This is a genomic window from Sphingobacterium sp. UBA5789, assembly GCF_002418355.1.
Classification (GTDB): Bacteria; Bacteroidota; Bacteroidia; order Sphingobacteriales; family Sphingobacteriaceae; genus Sphingobacterium.
Map to the genome: position 1 here is coordinate 455,521 of NZ_DIDX01000001.1, position 17,913 is coordinate 473,433.

12 protein-coding genes are annotated in these 17,913 nt (G+C 40.0%); 11 read left to right on the forward strand and 1 reads right to left on the reverse strand.

Annotated elements, in window-relative coordinates; all coding sequences use genetic code 11:
- The first annotated feature begins 291 nt into the window (after positions 1-291).
- The 5 genes from B4B65_RS01940 to B4B65_RS01960 all read left to right on the forward strand — a co-directional run bounded on the left by B4B65_RS01940 (position 292) and on the right by B4B65_RS01960 (position 5,357).
- Positions 292-615 (forward strand): MerR family transcriptional regulator, encoded by a 324-nt coding sequence (locus B4B65_RS01940; RefSeq protein WP_293912889.1) that lies wholly within the window; start codon positions 292-294, stop codon positions 613-615.
- A 5-nt stretch (positions 616-620) separates the two neighbouring features.
- Complete coding sequence (locus tag B4B65_RS01945) at positions 621-1,124, forward strand: GNAT family N-acetyltransferase (RefSeq protein WP_293912891.1); 504 nt, start codon at positions 621-623, stop codon at positions 1,122-1,124.
- 176 nt (positions 1,125-1,300) lie between these two features.
- Positions 1,301-2,617 carry a TolC family protein gene (locus B4B65_RS01950; RefSeq protein ID WP_293912893.1) on the forward strand — a complete coding sequence of 439 codons (1,317 nt, stop codon included), beginning with the start codon at positions 1,301-1,303 and terminating at the stop codon, positions 2,615-2,617.
- 65 nt (positions 2,618-2,682) lie between these two features.
- A complete protein-coding gene (locus B4B65_RS01955) occupies positions 2,683-4,035 on the forward strand; it encodes a sigma-54-dependent transcriptional regulator (protein WP_293912895.1) in 1,353 nt (450 codons plus the stop codon).
- Positions 4,036-4,037: 2 nt separating this feature from the next.
- On the forward strand, positions 4,038-5,357 hold the full coding sequence (locus tag B4B65_RS01960) for a sensor histidine kinase (RefSeq protein ID WP_293912897.1): 1,320 nt from the start codon (positions 4,038-4,040) through the stop codon (positions 5,355-5,357).
- Between the two features lie 38 nt (positions 5,358-5,395).
- Here the strand turns inward: B4B65_RS01960 and hemW are convergent, their stop codons facing one another.
- Positions 5,396-6,529: a radical SAM family heme chaperone HemW gene (gene hemW / locus B4B65_RS01965; protein WP_293912899.1), complete on the reverse strand. Its 1,134-nt coding sequence runs from the start codon at positions 6,527-6,529 to the stop codon at positions 5,396-5,398.
- Positions 6,530-6,952: 423 nt separating this feature from the next.
- Here hemW and B4B65_RS01970 point away from each other — a divergent pair, with 423 nt between their 5' ends.
- From B4B65_RS01970 to B4B65_RS01995, 6 genes are read left to right on the forward strand one after another with little or no spacing between them, the layout of a single operon-like run.
- On the forward strand, positions 6,953-9,865 hold the full coding sequence (locus tag B4B65_RS01970; RefSeq protein ID WP_293912901.1) for a SusC/RagA family TonB-linked outer membrane protein: 2,913 nt from the start codon (positions 6,953-6,955) through the stop codon (positions 9,863-9,865).
- Between the two features lie 18 nt (positions 9,866-9,883).
- Positions 9,884-11,413 (forward strand): RagB/SusD family nutrient uptake outer membrane protein, encoded by a 1,530-nt coding sequence (locus B4B65_RS01975; protein WP_201681303.1) that lies wholly within the window; start codon positions 9,884-9,886, stop codon positions 11,411-11,413.
- Between the two features lie 21 nt (positions 11,414-11,434).
- A complete protein-coding gene (locus tag B4B65_RS01980) occupies positions 11,435-12,103 on the forward strand; it encodes a hypothetical protein (RefSeq protein WP_293912904.1) in 669 nt (222 codons plus the stop codon).
- Between the two features lie 5 nt (positions 12,104-12,108).
- Positions 12,109-13,146, forward strand: coding sequence for a DUF5007 domain-containing protein (locus B4B65_RS01985; protein WP_236582365.1), 1,038 nt, complete (start codon positions 12,109-12,111; stop codon positions 13,144-13,146).
- 24 nt (positions 13,147-13,170) lie between these two features.
- A complete protein-coding gene (locus B4B65_RS01990; RefSeq protein WP_293912906.1) occupies positions 13,171-16,353 on the forward strand; it encodes a SusC/RagA family TonB-linked outer membrane protein in 3,183 nt (1,060 codons plus the stop codon).
- A gap of 11 nt (positions 16,354-16,364) precedes the next feature.
- Entirely contained in the window at positions 16,365-17,900 is a 1,536-nt protein-coding gene (locus B4B65_RS01995) for a RagB/SusD family nutrient uptake outer membrane protein (RefSeq protein WP_293912908.1), read from the forward strand.
- Positions 17,901-17,913: the final 13 nt, after the last annotated feature.

The following is a 17,913-nucleotide window of genomic DNA, read 5'->3' on the forward strand; positions in this document are numbered from 1 at the left end:
TATATTATCAATTATAATAAGATCATCTTATACTCGGAGATCCCGTATATTCTTTAGTAAACCACATGCCAATATTATAACTTTCTATATTTCAGCGATTTGAATATATTTAAAGTTTCTTTAGGTGTTCGATATCGATCAGTTTCTGTCCGCCAGCGCACATGTCTGATTCTCTCTGCTGTTTTCAGGAGATAAGGTGCTATTCTTCAGGTAAAATCAAACGATTTATTTTGTGTAAATAAACTTCTTAAATTATTATATTTATAACAATAATTGAAAATAATCTACAAAATGGGTAAATCTGTTAAAAACAAAAATGCAGTTTATGACGTTGAATTTTTAGATAAGCTGATCGTGGGTATTGGAGAAGTATCTCAGATTACCGGAATTCCAACCAGACAAATCCGGTATTGGGAAGATAAGAACCTCATCGTAAGTCTGACAGAAGAGGAAGGAAAAAACAGAAGGTATGACTATAAGAATATCAAAAAGATCATGTTGATCAAAGAATTAATGGATGAAGGATATACACTGGATGCTGCTGCTGAAAAAGTCAGGAAACGTATAACACTCATCAGTGAAACTTTCGAAAAGCTAAAAAGTAAATCAAAATAAACGATATGATAAAATTTCCGAAAATAGAGTTGATTTATGAAAAATTTGAACGGGATGATTTTCAATTGTACTATACATTAGTCCGTGATGAAAAAGTGATGGCTATGATTACAGAACGGGCTATTCCTATTTCAGAGGCAAAGGCAGATTATGAAAAAATTTTAGTCATAAACGACTTACACTCTTCTTTTGGCTATTTCAAAGTTAAGACAGCTGCAACTGAGGAGTTTGTGGGTTTAGCCAAAATGGAAGTCATAGCGCAGGATAGCTCAGAGGCGGAACTGGGTTATATTTTACTTCCTTCTCATTGGGGAAAAGGTTTTGGAAACCAGCTGGCTACTGAAATGTTAAGCATAGCAAGACGAGAACCTCAAATCAGGAAGGTTACAGCTATTATTGATCCTCAGAATATTCCATCCAGAAAAATTTTGGTCAATAATGGATTTGTTTCAGAAGAGTTTAAAGATTTTGACGGACTTCCGGGAGAAATTTTAAGTCTGGTATTTTGATGAATTTTTAAAATTGCTGTACGACTGTCCGCTAGCGGACACTTTTTGTTCGATGACGAACACTGTAATATTTCGATTTGGTATTAAATTATTGATTATTAATGTTTTATTGTTTTGGCATATGCTGTGTATAAGAGAATTATATTAAATATTCTCATTACTTATACGGCATGTTTATGCATTACAGATATATTGTTTCGGTATTATTTTTATTGTTAGGATCAGATTTTGCTGCTTCTGGTCAGCTTCGGGATCTCAAATCCTGTATTTCTCAGGCTCTCCAGCATAATCTGGCTGTTCAGCAGAGTGAAATCAAAGAGCAACGTTCTTCTGTCAGCTATACCAGATCCTGGCAGGAGCGCCTTCCTACATTGAATGCCCGTCTGGGACACAGTATCAATGAGGGAAAAAGTATAGATCCGTCCACTAATCAGTTTATCAGCAAACGTTTTACTTCCGGTAATCAGGAAGTTTCAACTTCCATGGTTCTGTTTGATGGTTTGGGGATGTTGTATGATATACGACAACAGTCTAAAATATGGGCAGCTGATCAAAAGGATCGGGAAGGGGCTTTAATAGCATTAAAACTAGATGTCATATTAGCATATATACAGGTGCTGACGGCAAAAGATATTCTGCAACAGGCGGAAGTCAATATAGAAACAACCCGGGCACAATTGCAACGTTCAGAAACGCTGCACAGGCAGGGCGCTATAGCACCGGGAGATTATTTTGATATCAAGGGTCAGTATGCAGCGGAATCTTCATCTATTAACGGATTAAAGAAAACACTTTTTGACAGACGCCTCGCTCTTTCTCTACTTATGAATGTCACGGAGAAAGATTTGGGAGAGCTGGCCCCTTTGGAAGAGCAGGCAAATGATGTTGCTGTATGGACTGTGGATGCAGAACAGTTGTATCTGGAGGCACAGGATAAGCTGCCCGACTTTCAGTCTCTACAGTTCAAAACAGAGGCTGCAGAATATGCTGTAAAATATGCCAAATCGGGTTATTTTCCACGACTTACTTTTGGGGCGGGACTGAACAGTCAATATTCCGGAACTTCAAATGATTCTTATCTTCGTCAGATCGACAACAATCTGGGTAAATATGTTTCATTTGGTCTTAATATTCCAATATTCAACGGATTTAAAGTTCGTAATCAGGTGAAACTGGCTCGGTTGGATCAGCGGAGTCAGCAAGTGGAAAACGATCAGAAACGTCTGGAACTTCGTGAAAATACCAGCAAAGCAGTTTTTGATTACAAACAGTCTTTTGAAAATATTGCATTATTGAAAAGCCAGGTTACGGATTATAAAGAATCTTTCAGAATTGCACAGGTCAGGTTTGATGAGGGGGATATAAATTCAGTGACCTATATTATTGCAAAAAATAAATATGAACAATCTTTATCACAGCTTACCGTATTGCAATATCAGGCTATATTGCAGCAATATACATTAGATTATTACCAGGGTAAACTTGGATTTTAAGATAATGTTCAGCGAAAACTACGGGATTGTTTTTTTTCTTTTACTTTTTAGTCTTATTTTGAAATATGAAAAAGTCGACCATATTGGTTGTAGATGACGATCAGGATCTGCTCACGGCAGTGCGCTTGTTGCTCAAACCTCGGGTAGGTGAAGTGATTGTAGAACATAATCCGGAAAAAATACTATCCATATTGGCTAAAAAAAATGTGGATGCTGTATTGTTGGATATGAACTTTAAAAGTACGATCAATACCGGTAATGAAGGTTTATACTGGTTGTCCCGGATACGGGCAGAATATCCGCTATTACCTGTTGTCATGATCACTGCTTACGGCGCTGTAGACCTTGCTGTCAAATCTCTTAAAAATGGGGCTTCCGATTTTATTGTCAAACCCTGGCAAAATGAAACATTACTGAAAAGTCTGGATGAAGCTCTTTCTGCAAATAAACTAAAAAAGACAGATGCAAAGGGAATATTGGATGCGTATGCTTCGACTCAGCTGATCGGTGAGTCTGAGATCATGCAGGATCTGTATTATAAAATAAGCAAAATAGGACCCACGGATGCTAATATCCTGATTCTGGGAGAAAATGGTACAGGTAAGGATGTCATAGCGCGGGAGATTCATAATAAGTCACTCCGTTATCAGAAGAATTTTATAAAGGTAGATGTGGGTGCATTGACAGATACACTGTTTGAGAGTGAATTATTCGGACATAAAAAGGGTGCATTTACGGATGCACGTGAGGATCGGAAAGGGCGGATAGAGCTGGCTCACGAAGGGACATTATTTCTGGATGAGATTGGGAATATCACCCTACAGCAGCAAGCGAAATTATTGACGGTACTTCAGAATCGTCAGGTTACACCTTTGGGAAGTAATCATGCTGCTGATGTGGACATCCGGTTGCTGTGTGCTACAAATATTCCTATCCGTGAGCTGGCCAACGAAAGCCGCTTCAGGAAAGATCTGATTTACAGGATCAATACAGTAGAGGTACAGGTCCCTCCGCTGCGTGACAGAGAAGAGGATATTATGCTGCTGGCCAGACATTTTCTGACGATTTATGCCAAAAAATATAATAAGTCTATAGAAGACTTTTCGGATGAATCTGTATACAAGTTGAACAGTTATCACTTTCCGGGCAATGTCAGAGAACTGCAGTACAGTATAGAGCGTGCAGTTATTATGTCTGAGACGGATAAGGTGGAAGGGAAAGACCTGCTGTTCTCCCCGTTAGAGAATTCGGCTCAGCCAGTTGTATCCGGCAGCAGCGAGCAGAATCTGGAAGCATTGGAAAGAAATACAATCAAGAAAGTAATTGAAAAGTATAATGGTAATATCAGCAAGGCTGCCAGAGAACTGGGGCTTACGCGTTCGGCATTATACAGACGATTGGAAAAGTATAGCCTTTGATTATGACACGCTTTAAATGGGGGATAGTTTGTAGTTACATATTGCTGATAGGATCGGGGGCAGCGTTTTGTTTTGCCCTAATATCCGGATGGTACCTGCTGGCATCTCTGGCTGGGATAACAGCCCTTGTAACTTTTATTGCTGGGCTGAAAGCGCAATTTGATGTCTATGATGTATTTATGGATTTTGTACAGTCTACCAGGCAACGCGATTTCACACGTTATTACATTACAAAAAAAACAAGCTCAACAAAGCGCAGAATCCATGAGACATTCAATGAGATAAATGCTGCATTTAAAGAAGTTACGGTTTCAAAAGAATTGCAGTATCAATATCTCAATCAGATTGTGAATATGCTGGACACAGCTATCTTCACTTATTATCCGGATAAAGATAAAGTCATCTGGATGAATGAAGCTTTTAGAGTTATGTTTGATATTCCATATGTGGGGCGATTCTCTTCACTGGAACGGCGGAATAAAGAGCTTTTCAGAATTATTAATAACCTTCAGCCCGGACAGCAGCATATTGAAGCGGTTTCTTCTGCTAAGGGAAAAGTCAAACTGCTGATGCAACTCTCCGAACTGGTAACACAGGAGGGGAGGTGTCAGATCGTAGTCTTTCAGAATGTCAACGAAGCTATTGACGAGACCGAGACTAAAGCCTGGCATAAACTATTGCGTGTACTGACGCATGAAATTATGAATTCCATTGCTCCTATTTCATCTCTGGCAGAGACGATGAGTCAGCATCTGGATCGCCTGGAGCCGGCAGAGGAACTAGAAGATGTCCGTGTGGGGGTTGATACTATTCGCAACAGAAGTGAGGGTTTGCTGAAGTTTGCGAAGAGTTACCGTACAATCAATAAAGTGGATAAACCACAGCTGAAGGAAATCATGGTGTCCGATCTGTTTGAAAATATTTATCAGTTGCTGGAACCTACATTTGTACAGAAGAATATTGAATTTGATGTCATATTGAAACCTACGCGGATTCAGTTATTTGCGGATGCCAATCTGGTGGAACAAGTGCTTATTAATCTTGTCCTCAATGCTATGGAGGCTGTAAAAGATATAGAAAAACCATACATCACGATGTCTGCAATAGAGAAAGGCGGAAATGTGCAGATCCACGTCAGCGATAATGGAATCGGTATAGATACGGAACTCATGGAGAATATCTTTACTCCATTCTTTACCACCCGTAAAACGGGAAGTGGGGTAGGTCTGACATTAAGTAAACAGATCATGCTGATCCATGGGGGGAATATTCTGGTAGAATCTGCAGTAGGTAAAGGCAGTACATTTACTTTGCAGTTTTGATAAGAAAGTGAGCGCGCTGATATTGTGAAACGAAGTGGTTAATCTTCTTCCAGAAAAAGTTCGGATGCAATATGGTCTGCAATAAGTTTTCCTTTTGCTGTAAGATAATAATGACCATCCTGCAGGCAGACTTCTCCGTGCGTGATAAAAGGCTGGATCGTATCCGTGAGTTGCTTAAGGGTATCTGAGCCGAATGCTTCTTCGATTTTCGCAGTGTCCATTCCCCACATGGTGCGCAGGGAAGTCATAATATATTCATTGACTTTGTTTTCGAAACTCAGGTGCTCCACCTCAGCAACAGGTGTTTTTTCAGCTATACCTTTTATGTAAAGTGCATTGTTGGCAATATTCCAGGATCGGTTATCACCGTTAAAGGAATGGGCGGAAGGGCCAATGCCGATATAAGTGTCACCTTTCCAGTAGCTGGAGTTATGTCGGGCATATCTGTCAGGTTTTGCAAAGTTGGATATCTCATAATGCTCAAATCCGCTGTTTACAAGTTTATCTATCAGGATTTCAAACTGTGCGGCAGACTGTGATTCATTCATGGCCGGAGATTTGCCTTTTTTTATGAAATGATCCAGAGCTGTTTGCGGTTCTACCGTCATGCTGTAAGCAGAGATATGCGGAATTTCAAATTCCAGTAACTTATCGATATTCGCATTCCACTTTTGATCTGTAAGCAAAGGATACCCGTAGATCAGATCTGCCGTTATATTCTCAAATCCGGCATCCTGCACACGCTTGATTGCCGCATCTGCTTCACTGGCATTGTGCGCCCGGTTCATCCAGCTTAGATCTTCTTCGTAGAAGGACTGTATGCCGATACTGAAACGATTGATATCTGTATGTCGGAGCTGCTGTACTTTTTTCTGATCCAGATCATCCGGATTGGCCTCTAAAGTAATCTCCGCATCTTCAGCAATATCATAGTACTCTGAAACAGTATCAATGAAAGACTGTATATGTCCGGCATCCAGAATAGATGGCGTGCCTCCGCCGAAATACAAGGAGGTCAGCTTTTTGGTATCTCCTGCCTGACTCCGTAATTCCAGTTCCTGTTTCATTGCCGCCATCATTTCGTCCGTGTATCTGAGGGACGTAGAAAAATGAAAATCACAGTAGTGACAGGCTTGTTTGCAAAATGGAATGTGAAAGTAGATACCCGGCATTTTTTGTATAAATCTTTTCCAAAGATAAGCTAAAATATAGCTTTGATAAGGACTAATAATAAATTGCCCTCATTTTACACCGGAGTGCTTTTTTCTGTTGATTAGTTCTTTTAAGTTTTGTTTATTCGCTGTCTTCTATTTTGTTAACAACAAACCCATCCCTGCACAAAAATGCTGTTCTATGCGTGTTTATTAGGGATGTTGCGACTCATTCTGAGGTAATATTTGCCCTCTTATCTTACCATGTATTGTTTAGCACAATCGATTGCTTAAATTACGCAAACGATTTCGTTGTTTTAGCATGCCTGATAATCCCCAATCTGTGTATATCATTGTTCCATCAGTTAACCTAGTAATCACCATTTCTTAACTACAAGAAGAGGGTGAACTAACTAATTAAGAATATAACCTAAGTATACACTTATGATGAAAAGATTCTATTGCTTTTTAATCTTAGTTTTTCCTGTATCTTTCCTGCATGCAGCCGATTTTCCGGATGGATATACTGCGAATACTAACCGATATCTGTTACAGGATACCGTGAGTACCGATACGCTCCTTCTACAGCGGCTTAATCCTACAGCTGTCAGACTGGGAAGTGCAGACTCAGTACATATTCAGACGGTATCGACATTTCCTTTCCACAGTGTGGCTCAATATCTCAAAGGTGAAGTAGCGGGAGTGTATGTACAGGAGAATACTGCTGAGCCGGGTACAAACAGAAATATTGTCTTGCGCGGATTGGCAGCACCGTTATTCTCCAACAAGGATATCAACGCTTCCCAGCCTACTATTTTTGTAAATGGCGTACCGCTGACTCAGGAAAATAACTTTTCGTATGGTATTCAGAAATACGATTATAACAGACTCGGGCCGGGGACAGACTTCGCAAGTATCTTTAATATCAATGCGATAGAATCTATCGAAGTCATTAAAGATCCTGCAAAATTAGCTGCATTAGGACCATTGGCTGCAAATGGTGCTATCTGGATCACAACTAAAGGAGGGAAATCAGGACCGAGTGAAATCAGTCTTAATTCCTACTACGGGATGAATACCCGAAAGTCTGTCACTCCTGTCAACGCACAATATGAGAATATGTTCAGACAGCAGTTCTATTCCAAATATGGAACTGAACAAGACCGGCTCACCTATCCTTCTTACCTTGGAGATTCTACAAATGTGAATTATTATGGACCGTCAGACTGGTCTGAAGAATACTATAAAAATCAACCGTTATACTCTATAGACTTATCTCTGAGAGGAGGTTCAGAGAGAGCTAATTTTAACTTTCTGGGTGGTCATACCAGTAATACTTCCAGTGCGGATGCCGCAAATTTCAAGCGTTATAATGCGACGTTTAATGTCAATATGGCGCCAGCGGAATGGTTCAATTTTACAGCATATGTCAATGCCTCACGTGTGGAGCGTAAGCGTAACCGTTCTTTACGCGACAGAATTTCGGAAACGGGCTATCTGCCTGATCTGAGTATTCCGATGTCACCCAACCGTGAAGTGTATGCCCGCTATCTGAAAGAATTTGACAAAAATGTGGATGGCAATGTGATGAATGCTGTGCAGGCTTTTATATCAGCGGATTTCTCCATATTAAGTAATCTTCGATATACTACTAAATTTTCGATCGATTACAACGAAGGGTTAAGAGATGTGTTTTATGCTTCTTCACTAATGGATGATAACAATTATGTATCCAATTATAACGGCTATAACCAACGGTATAAATTTGATCATGCTCTAAACTACAATCTTGGAAAAGATACAGATCATCAGGTAGATCTTACAGCAGGAATGGAATATATGGAAGACCTGTACCGGTTTACATATACCAAAACGTATGACGGACCGAATGATTTCATCAAGTTAAATCTTAAAGAATCGACCCTTCCTACTTACAGATATACGAATCGTGAAGACCTGAGAGTATACTCCTTTTATGGAAATGCAAAATATAAGTATAAAAATCTTTTGGATCTGAATGCTGTATTGCGCTATGACGGATCATCTACAGTACAAAAGGATAACAGATGGCTGTTCACGCCAGCAGTGAGTGCAAAATGGAATGTGAAAAATCAATTTTTCACCACGAATGATGGGATTAATGAACTTTCGATCAAAGCCGGATGGGGAAGGATCGGAAAGTTGCTGACCATTAGTCGCTTTGCGACAGGACCGCAGTATGCAACAGATCTAAACTGGAGTACGGAAGCCGGATTGGTTTCTTACAATGGTTTCGCAGCTATTTCAAGACCATATACATTAGGTTGGGTAGGCTATGATGTAGAATGGCCGTATACAGATCACTTTAACATTGATCTGGAAGGTTCGTTCTTCTCTAACAGATTGTCAGCAGGAATCTCATTGTACAATAAAAACGACAAAAATCAGATTGCGTCCATTCCGGTTCCCGCTGAATATGGATATACCGGTCGCTATATGAACGGTCTGAATGTCAATAATAAAGGTGTGGATCTAGCACTAGGATTAAACGTGCTGACTAACCCTGATAAACTGCAATGGACAAGTGCATTTAATTTTAATATTAACAAAAATACACTCAAAGCGCTTCCTAATAATCTGCAAACCTTAATTGTAGGTGATCGCAAGCTTGAGGTTGGAAAATCTGTTGATCAATTCTGGGTATATCAGAATGCAGGAATTTACAATACCGAAAGCGAAATCCCTGTTAATCCAAATACGGGACGTAAAATGATGTTCCAGGGAGTTGAAATGAATGCCGGTGACGCTAAATGGGTGGATCAGAACGGAGACTTTGATGTCAATGAAGATGATAAAATATTGGCAGGAAATGCAATGCCTAAGTTTGTCGGAGGATGGAGTAACCAGTTCAAGTACAAAAACTTTGACCTGGGTTTTCAATGGTATTTTGCATTAGGGCATAAAGCATTGAACCAGCGGGTTTCCAACCGTTACGACTTCATCAACAACGAATCTAACAATACCATTAACTCTGTAAAAGAGATTTTTCACTGGCAGCAGGATTTTGATATCACAAAATATCCTATTTACAACCCATGGAGCAGCAGCGTACCTTACCGTGTAGATCAGGATCTTTTTATGGAAAATGCATCCTTCGTAAAATTAAGATCTGTCTCTGTCGGATATGAAATTGCAGGACTTAAAGAAAAGGTCAAAAGACTCAGAAAAGCGTATGTGTATGTAACAGGAACGAATCTGCTCACTATTACCAAATTCACAGGTATAGATCCTGAGCTTATAGACTTTAATGGCTATTACTCAGGCTACGGACTTCCGCTGTCGCCGACATTTACGCTGGGTTTCAAGTTAGATCTCTAACCAATTGATTACGATTTTATGAAAAGATATTTTAATAAAAAGAATGTTTCCTGTTTTTTAATGTTGATGACAGGTCTGACAGGAATGATAACCATTTCCTGTGAAAATAAACTGGACATCGATTCGGCGAATGTTGCTTCTGAAACAAAACAATGGACGGATATTTCAGATACCCGCTCTTCATTGATGGGATTGTATGGTCTTACCAGAGCCGCATTGCAGGATAATAATGCACATTGGGTTTATGGTGAGATGAGAGGGAAAGATTTCGTTTCTTACAAACGCTCTGATCTGGAGGCCGTTTACAGAAATGATTTAAAAGCATCATATCCGATGATCTCAGCATTGTCAAACTGGAGAAGGTTTTATGCTGTGGTAAATGCAGCTTCTATCTTCATAGAGCGTGCTCCGGAGGTATATGAAAAAGATGAACGCTATACGGAGTTGAACCTTAAATATGATATTGCACAGGCACGTGCTATACGGGCGTTCGCCTATTTCTATATGGTACGTATCTGGGGCGACGTTCCATTGCTGACCAAATCCTATGATGATGGTAAATTTACCGAATTCGGCAGGGCAGACCAGGCATCTGTATTAGCATTTGCAAGTCAGGAATTGTTGAAAGCTGCGGAGGATCTGCCTTACTTATACGGGGTGAATCTACAGACCTACTATGGTGTTACATCTGTTGAATGGAGAGGCGTATTATTCAACAAACTGACAGCATATGCACTCTTGGCACATATTGCGGCATGGCAGGGGAAATATATTGATGCAGATGTATTTGCCAAGTTTGTGTTGGATAATTACAGTAAAGTAGGATTATTCTACTCCAATATTACGCAGCTGACTGGCAGAACAGGAATCTTCTCTTCTTCGGAAAATTATTCACAGCTACTTAATTTTCAATCTTCTTATGCCTTTAATGAAGCAACTGCTACCGGACATATCGAGCAGTTGACACTGGCCAAGCCGCTGACAAATAAGACTATGCCAGACATCTTTGTTCCTAAAGACAGTGTGATTACCATTTTTAATGACCCTAATGATACCCGTTTCGGTATTGATACTATTTCAGGGCTGACAAGAACTAATTACTTCACAAACTTCAGTGGTGAGATTCCGATTTTCAGTAAGATCAAAGTAATCAGAGACGGAGATGGAGACAGTGATTTCAATATTTTCGGATCTAATCTGATTTTTACCCGACTGGAAGAAATTACGTTGTTAAGAGCAGAAGCTAAAGCAGCTTTAGGAGAGACCGGTGAGGCACGCACATTGTTGAATGTAATCCGCACAAGCCGTGGGCTACCAGCTTTTCATGAGGGAAGGACAGAGAATATTCTTGATGTAATCTTCGAAGAGAGAAGAAGGGAGTTGATGGGTGAAGGCTGGAGATGGTATGACATCATTCGTTTCAATAAGTTACGGAAAAAGGACAGCAATGTCGTAAAACTTATCAATGAAGGAGGAATATATTGGCCTATCGCCACAGATGTGCTAAGGAACAATTCAAAACTCGTACAAAATCCGTATTGGAAATAAAGACTATAACCACCTCATATTATGATTAGAATTCAACATATCTGGTTTGTATTCGCACTGTTTATACTGACTGCAACCGTTTCTTGTGAGAAAGGTGACGAATATTATAAGGATTATCAAAACAATACCAAGGTTTATGACGGTACTATACTGAAGTATCTGGAAAGCCAAAAGGGAACTTACGATTCATTACTTCTGGTACTGGACCGGGCTCCGGGACTTCGTTCCAAACTAATGGGTACAGAAAAATTCACATTTTACGCAATGACAAACCGGAGTTTTGAGATTGCAGTAAAGGCGCTCAATGCGACCCGTAAATTGACAAATAAAGCACCTCTATACCTCGAAGATGTGGATCAGCTAGAGCTGGATTCCCTGATGGGAAGATACATCTTTGACGGTGAAGTAACGACAGAAACACTATATCCTTATATAGACGGTCTGAAAACTAAAAGTGTCTATGGATATGATATGCATATGTACTATAACGTTTCAAACGCCTCGGGTTTTGTTTCCGGAGGACAACAGGAAATAGAGTTTAGTGATGTCAACAACTCTATTTTCAAAAGATATTGGCAAACAACTACGACTACTGCAGTCAATCTGAAGACGACTAACGGCGTCATTCATTTTCTTTCAGCAAGTCATGATTTTGGGTTCAATAAGTTCACTTCTAAGTTTTCTCAATAATGTATATGAACAGAAATTATATAAGCAATACGATAAAAGGCGCTTTAGGTCTTATATCTGTTATTCTACTCTCTTCGTGTAATAAAAATTTGCCGGATCATCTGGATGCGCTGGATAATGATGTGACATACACTACCACTACTTATGAGCCGGTATTAGGAAGAACCACTTTATTCAATAATAATGTGAACGTAGGACGAAATTCTACGCTTCCCTTAGATTTTAAAATTTACAGTATACGTACCGCCGATGGGGATCCGGCACCGGAGTTAACCAGTAAATTTCCGGTCAAAGTATGGAAAAAAGCGTATACAGGAGCTGAAACTACATTAGCAGAAATTGAGAGTAAGCGTGAAGTGCAGTACAGACCTCTTTTAGAAATTCAGGAGAAATCCGGGGAGATCACGATGTGGAATCCGGGAAGTTCAAGCTTTGTTAAGAATAGTCCTGATCCGGGTTATGTTTTTGATGTAGAAATAAGCAACACAGGAGGACGCAAATTTGCCAGGAACCTGAAACTGAAGCCTTACAAAGAGAGACCTTACGAACCTTCAACTGTAGATCCTGCTACAGGATTGTCTCTTCGTCCGTATGTATTTCCTTCTTTAATGGTAAATACAGTTGGTGAACGTACAGGACAGTTTTTAGGTTTTGGGGATATGGTAGTTTATTTCTTTAAAAATGAAGAGCAAGCTGGCAATTCACTGACATTCAGTTTTGTAGATTCCTTAAATAATTATATCAATCCGGATAAGTTTAATGCAACGAACTGGGAAAAGCTGATTCACGGATTTGATATGGTCAAGACCAATCAGAAAGTAACGTATAAGGTGGCCTATCCCATTCCATTGATTAATCAGAGGACTGACTATACCAATATTGACGGAACCAGAGCAAGTGTGACATTTGCATACAGACGGCTTGGTTTCGGCGGGGGAAGTGTATTGGCAAGACTAGGGTTAGATTTTGCAATTTTTGAAGAAGGCAATTGGGAAATTCAATTCCGGTTTACGGGCGAATCACCAAGATTTACTAATGAATAACCCCCAACTTATTAATCAGAAATTATGAAAAGTATATATATTATTTTATGTTTTGTGTGCACGTTCTGTAGTTCCGTTGCTCTTGCGCAGAATGTTACAGTGAGGGGGATTGTGAAGAATAGTGCAAATGGCGAAACACTAAGTGATGTCTCTATTTTGATAGAAACACCAAGAAGAGCAATCGGTACTTCCGGAAAAGACGGATCTTTTGCTGTGACTGTTCCTGCCAATTCCACATTACTGTTTACCTTTCAGGGAACACAGGTTCGCCAGAAAATAGAAGCCGGAAGAACGGTCTACAATATCAACATGGCTATAAAGGAAAATGTGATAAACGAAGTAGAGGTAACAGTGGGATATCAGGCGCGTAAGAAAACATCATTTACAGGGTCTGCGGTAGTTATCTCCGGAAAGGAAATACAGGATCAGCCTGCTGCGAATTTTACCGATTTACTACAGGGAAAAGTAGCCGGACTTAATGTACAGTTGAATAATGGTACTCCGGGAGTTCGTGGATCCATGGCTATCCGTGGTATTTCTAATATCAATGTGCAGGGATCGGGAGACAACGCTTTCCTGACACCAACATCACCATTGTTTGTTATTGACGGTATTCCGATTGAAGACAATGCAAATTACGAATATGGATTTCAGTCAGCAGGACCGGGTATCAGCCCTATCGCGATGATTCCAACTGAAGATATTGAAGACATTACCGTATTGAAAGATGCGCAGGCTACGGCACTTTATGGCTCAAAAGGCGCATATGGGGTAATCCTGGTAACGACTAAACGCGGACGTTCTAAAGTGCCGATTGTATCATATGAGAGCAAGTTATTTATAAATGCAGTACCGGGACTGAGAAACGTAATAGGAGGAAAAGGGGAGCGTTATCTTCGCTTGCAACAGATTCTTGGTTACGATTCAACATACAACGCAGCTTTGCAGCATATCAATGATTCGCCCATGTTGGCAGACAGTTTGAACGCTTTCTATAATAACTCTACAGATTGGCAATCCTACTTTTACAAACCAACTGTCAATAATAGCCAGAATGTGAATATATCCGGAGGGGATCAGACATTCAACTATAAAGTGAATACAGGATATTATGATGAAAATGGTATTATAAAGAATACCGGATTTACACGCTATTCTCTTCAGACGAATATGCAATATATGCCTTCTTCTAAATTTACATTGAGAGCAAATCTGAGTAGTTCTTTAATTAAAAACAGTACCGGATCAGGTAATGCGCTTCAGCAGTCAGGTGTTGGCAGCTCTGCAAACACCTCATCTTTGTTGCCTTCACCTTCATTATTTACAGGGAGTATTGATGCTCTGGCTGCTCTGAGCACGCTGAATGATAGTAAAACCGGGAATCTGGCCTCTCAGGTAGAAATTCAGTATGAACCCATACCTGGTGTACGGGCATCATCTACACTTAGTTACAATTACCTCAGAGGAACACAGGATCGATTTACGCAGGGAGCTTTGAATGCGGATCGATCTGAAGTGTACTCTTATAATGACAGAACTAATACCTTGTACAATAGAAATCTATTGGCCTATAACAAGACCTTTGCTGAAAAACATAATCTGAGTGTATACGGATTTGCTGAATTTGAAGTGATAAATAAGAGAGGGGATGAAATGAGTATTACGGGTACACCAAATGATCAGATTACGGTCGGATTAGGATATGATACCCGCAATCAGAAAGGTGGAACATTGTATAAAATAACACAGGAAAAAAGAACAGTGGGCTATGCCGGAAGTTTTTCATACAATTACAATGAAAAATACTATATAGATTTTACATACAGAGTTGACGGTACATCTACTACAGGGGGACTCAATCCGTGGACATACCTTCCAACAGGAGGACTTCGCTGGAACTTCAGCAACGAAAAATTCGCTGAAAACTGGGATTGGCTATCACTGGGATCTATTAGAGGTACGTGGGGTAAGAATATCATCCCGGTAGGGACCATATATGATGTGTATGGTAAGTATTTTCAGGATGGAAGAACCTACAATAACCAGCCTACCGTATCGATTGATCTGGGAGCAATTCCGAATGTGAACTTACAGCCACAGACGAAGACAACACTCAACTTAGCGACAGACTGGGCATTTTTCAATAACAATCTGACATTCACATACGAATATTATTACAGCCAGAGTGATAAGATGTTAAGGAAAAAACTAATCTCTACAGAGAATGCTTTCGAAGCGGTAAATTCTAATGAGACCAGCGTTGTTAACAGAGGACATGAATTCCAGTTTAACTACAGACCACTTAACAACAAAACATGGTCTTTATCCTTCAACGGAAACTTTGCCATCAATCAGGATATTACAGCAGCATTGCCGGATGGCGTAAGACAACTGTTGATCAAAGATGAATCCAATTATTATCAGGATATTCTTTACCAATTGGGAACGAATACATTATCTAACGTACTGTTTCACTACAGAGGCGTGTACAGAACAGATGATGATGTGCCTGTAGATCCGCGTACCGGAATGAAATACCGTACCGGAGGAATTTTTGGTGCAGACAGAGAGTTCAGAGCCGGTGATCCGATATGGACGGATCTGAATGGTGACTACATTCTCGATGAGAAAGATCTGGTTGTCGTTGGGAATTCGCAACCAAAAGTAACGGGAGGTTTTGGTGCATTTATCAAATACAAACAATTCTCCCTGCAAACAAACTTTGTTTTCACAATCAAACGTGATATCCTGAATAATGCACTGGCAGATCGTTTCAGAGGTTATTCTAATCCAAGAGGTTTGGTTACTTATGACAGCAATGGCAAACCGATTATGCCTGGAGCATTAGTGCCGCTTAGTCAGTACAATATCTGGACACAACCAGGAGATGATGCCTACTACCCGAATCCGTTTGATTTTATCCGAAATGAACTGAATGATTTTTACAGGTATAACCAAACCCTTTTCCAGGAAGACGGATCATATCTGAAGTTCAATTCAGCAACATTTTCTTACAACTTTGACAGAGAATGGACCAGACGTATGGGGATTTCAGGTGCCCGTGTTTATTTCTCCGGAAATAATATCTATACATTCTCGAAGTATTCGGGACCAGATCCGGAGTTGGTATCCGATTTAGGAAGAGACTCCTCTAAGGGATATCCGAGAGCACGTAATTATACATTAGGTTTAAGTGTCCAATTTTAATTCAGAAAATTATGAAACGATTATTATACATAGGTCTTACGCTGATTACCACATTATTTGTGACTTCATGTGGAAAGGATTTTCTAAATGTAACACCAATCGATAACCTCTCCGGTAATAATTATTGGAAAACTAAGGCCGATTTTGAACAATTTACAGGTGGTATCTACTCCACTTTCAGAGAAGCGACAATGCGTCAGATCTTTTTTCCGGCTACAGGAGATTTTAGGTGTGCACCTATCAACAGGGCTCCCGGATCCAACGGAGCCGGTGATACATTCAATCACCTGACCTACTTAAAATTCAATGATCTCAAAGGCTTGTTCGCACAGTATTATAAATCAGACCGTACCTATGGAGAAAACAATGATTATTTTGGGTTTCAGCAGGTTCGCAAGTGGAATAACTTCTTTCTGATGGTACAGAAGGCCAATATTCTCTACTATCAGTTAGAGAATGTAGAAAGTGGAATTCTTTCCGATGCAGACATCAAAAAATATAAAGCTGAGGCAGTATTTTTACGTAATCTGGCTTATTTTTTCATGGTCAGAGTCTGGGGTGATGTTCCTTATTATACACAAGCTTTTCACAGTACACCAAGTCCCCGTGTAAATTTTTCAGAAGTACTGCAAAAATGTATTGCCGATATGTCTGCCCATTATAAAGATTTGCCCTGGACGTACGAAGATCAATCTATCGTGGCGATACGGGCGATGAGAGGAAGTGCTATTGCACTGATGATGCACATGAATATGTGGGTAGCCGGATTCTCTTCCAACAAAACTCCTTATTACGAAGCGACAGCAGCATTGGGAAAGGAAATAATGGAAGAAAACGGTGGTGCTTACACATTATTACCACTGGAAAGAACCAAGGAAATCTTTAAAGGACGTACAAAAGAAGGATTGTTTGAAATTGCACAAAACTTTAACTACGGAGAGTCATTCCACCTGTCATCTACTTTTTCTGACTATGTACTGCGTGCACCAAATAAGGTAGTCACCCGGTCATATATCTACTACTCCAGCAAGTTCTTAGAAAAACTTTATCCTCCGGGAGAACGTGATCTGAGAAAATCATACTGGTTTGACGAATTTATGTACAATACAGAAGGCCAGTTTCAGATGTTGAAATTTGTCAATGTCTTTATGGAAGAAGGGGAGGATAATAACCCGGATGATAATCAGGTCGTTTTTCGTTATAATGATGCTATCATGTTGCGTGCCGAAGCGTTGGCAGAGCTGGAAAGAGACGGAGAAGCCAAGCTGGTTATCAATGAAGTGCGCAGAAGAGCTGGTGCAAAAGAAGCGGCTTCTGAGAATGGAAAAGATTTGAAAGACCTGATCTGGTACGAACGCGCCAGAGAGTTGATGGGAGAAGGGCATTGGTTCTATGATCTGGTACGTACAAAGAAAGTCATCAACGCTGAATATACAGAAGCGCCGATGTCTGTAGACGCATTTAATAGAGGTGGATGGACCTGGCCTATCGATCAATCTGCTTTTGCAAATAATCCATTTATGACATACAATGCTTATTGGAACTAATCAGATAGAAATT

Coding starts and splice junctions, on each gene's coding strand:
- B4B65_RS01940 (WP_293912889.1), top strand. CDS start 292: ATGGGTAAATCTGTTAAAAACAAAAATGCAGTTTATGACGTTGAATTT.
- B4B65_RS01945 (WP_293912891.1), top strand. CDS start 621: ATGATAAAATTTCCGAAAATAGAGTTGATTTATGAAAAATTTGAACGG.
- B4B65_RS01950 (WP_293912893.1), top strand. CDS start 1,301: ATGCATTACAGATATATTGTTTCGGTATTATTTTTATTGTTAGGATCA.
- B4B65_RS01955 (WP_293912895.1), top strand. CDS start 2,683: ATGAAAAAGTCGACCATATTGGTTGTAGATGACGATCAGGATCTGCTC.
- B4B65_RS01960 (WP_293912897.1), top strand. CDS start 4,038: ATGACACGCTTTAAATGGGGGATAGTTTGTAGTTACATATTGCTGATA.
- hemW (WP_293912899.1), bottom strand. CDS start 6,529: ATGCCGGGTATCTACTTTCACATTCCATTTTGCAAACAAGCCTGTCAC.
- B4B65_RS01970 (WP_293912901.1), top strand. CDS start 6,953: ATGATGAAAAGATTCTATTGCTTTTTAATCTTAGTTTTTCCTGTATCT.
- B4B65_RS01975 (WP_201681303.1), top strand. CDS start 9,884: ATGAAAAGATATTTTAATAAAAAGAATGTTTCCTGTTTTTTAATGTTG.
- B4B65_RS01980 (WP_293912904.1), top strand. CDS start 11,435: ATGATTAGAATTCAACATATCTGGTTTGTATTCGCACTGTTTATACTG.
- B4B65_RS01985 (WP_236582365.1), top strand. CDS start 12,109: ATGAACAGAAATTATATAAGCAATACGATAAAAGGCGCTTTAGGTCTT.
- B4B65_RS01990 (WP_293912906.1), top strand. CDS start 13,171: ATGAAAAGTATATATATTATTTTATGTTTTGTGTGCACGTTCTGTAGT.
- B4B65_RS01995 (WP_293912908.1), top strand. CDS start 16,365: ATGAAACGATTATTATACATAGGTCTTACGCTGATTACCACATTATTT.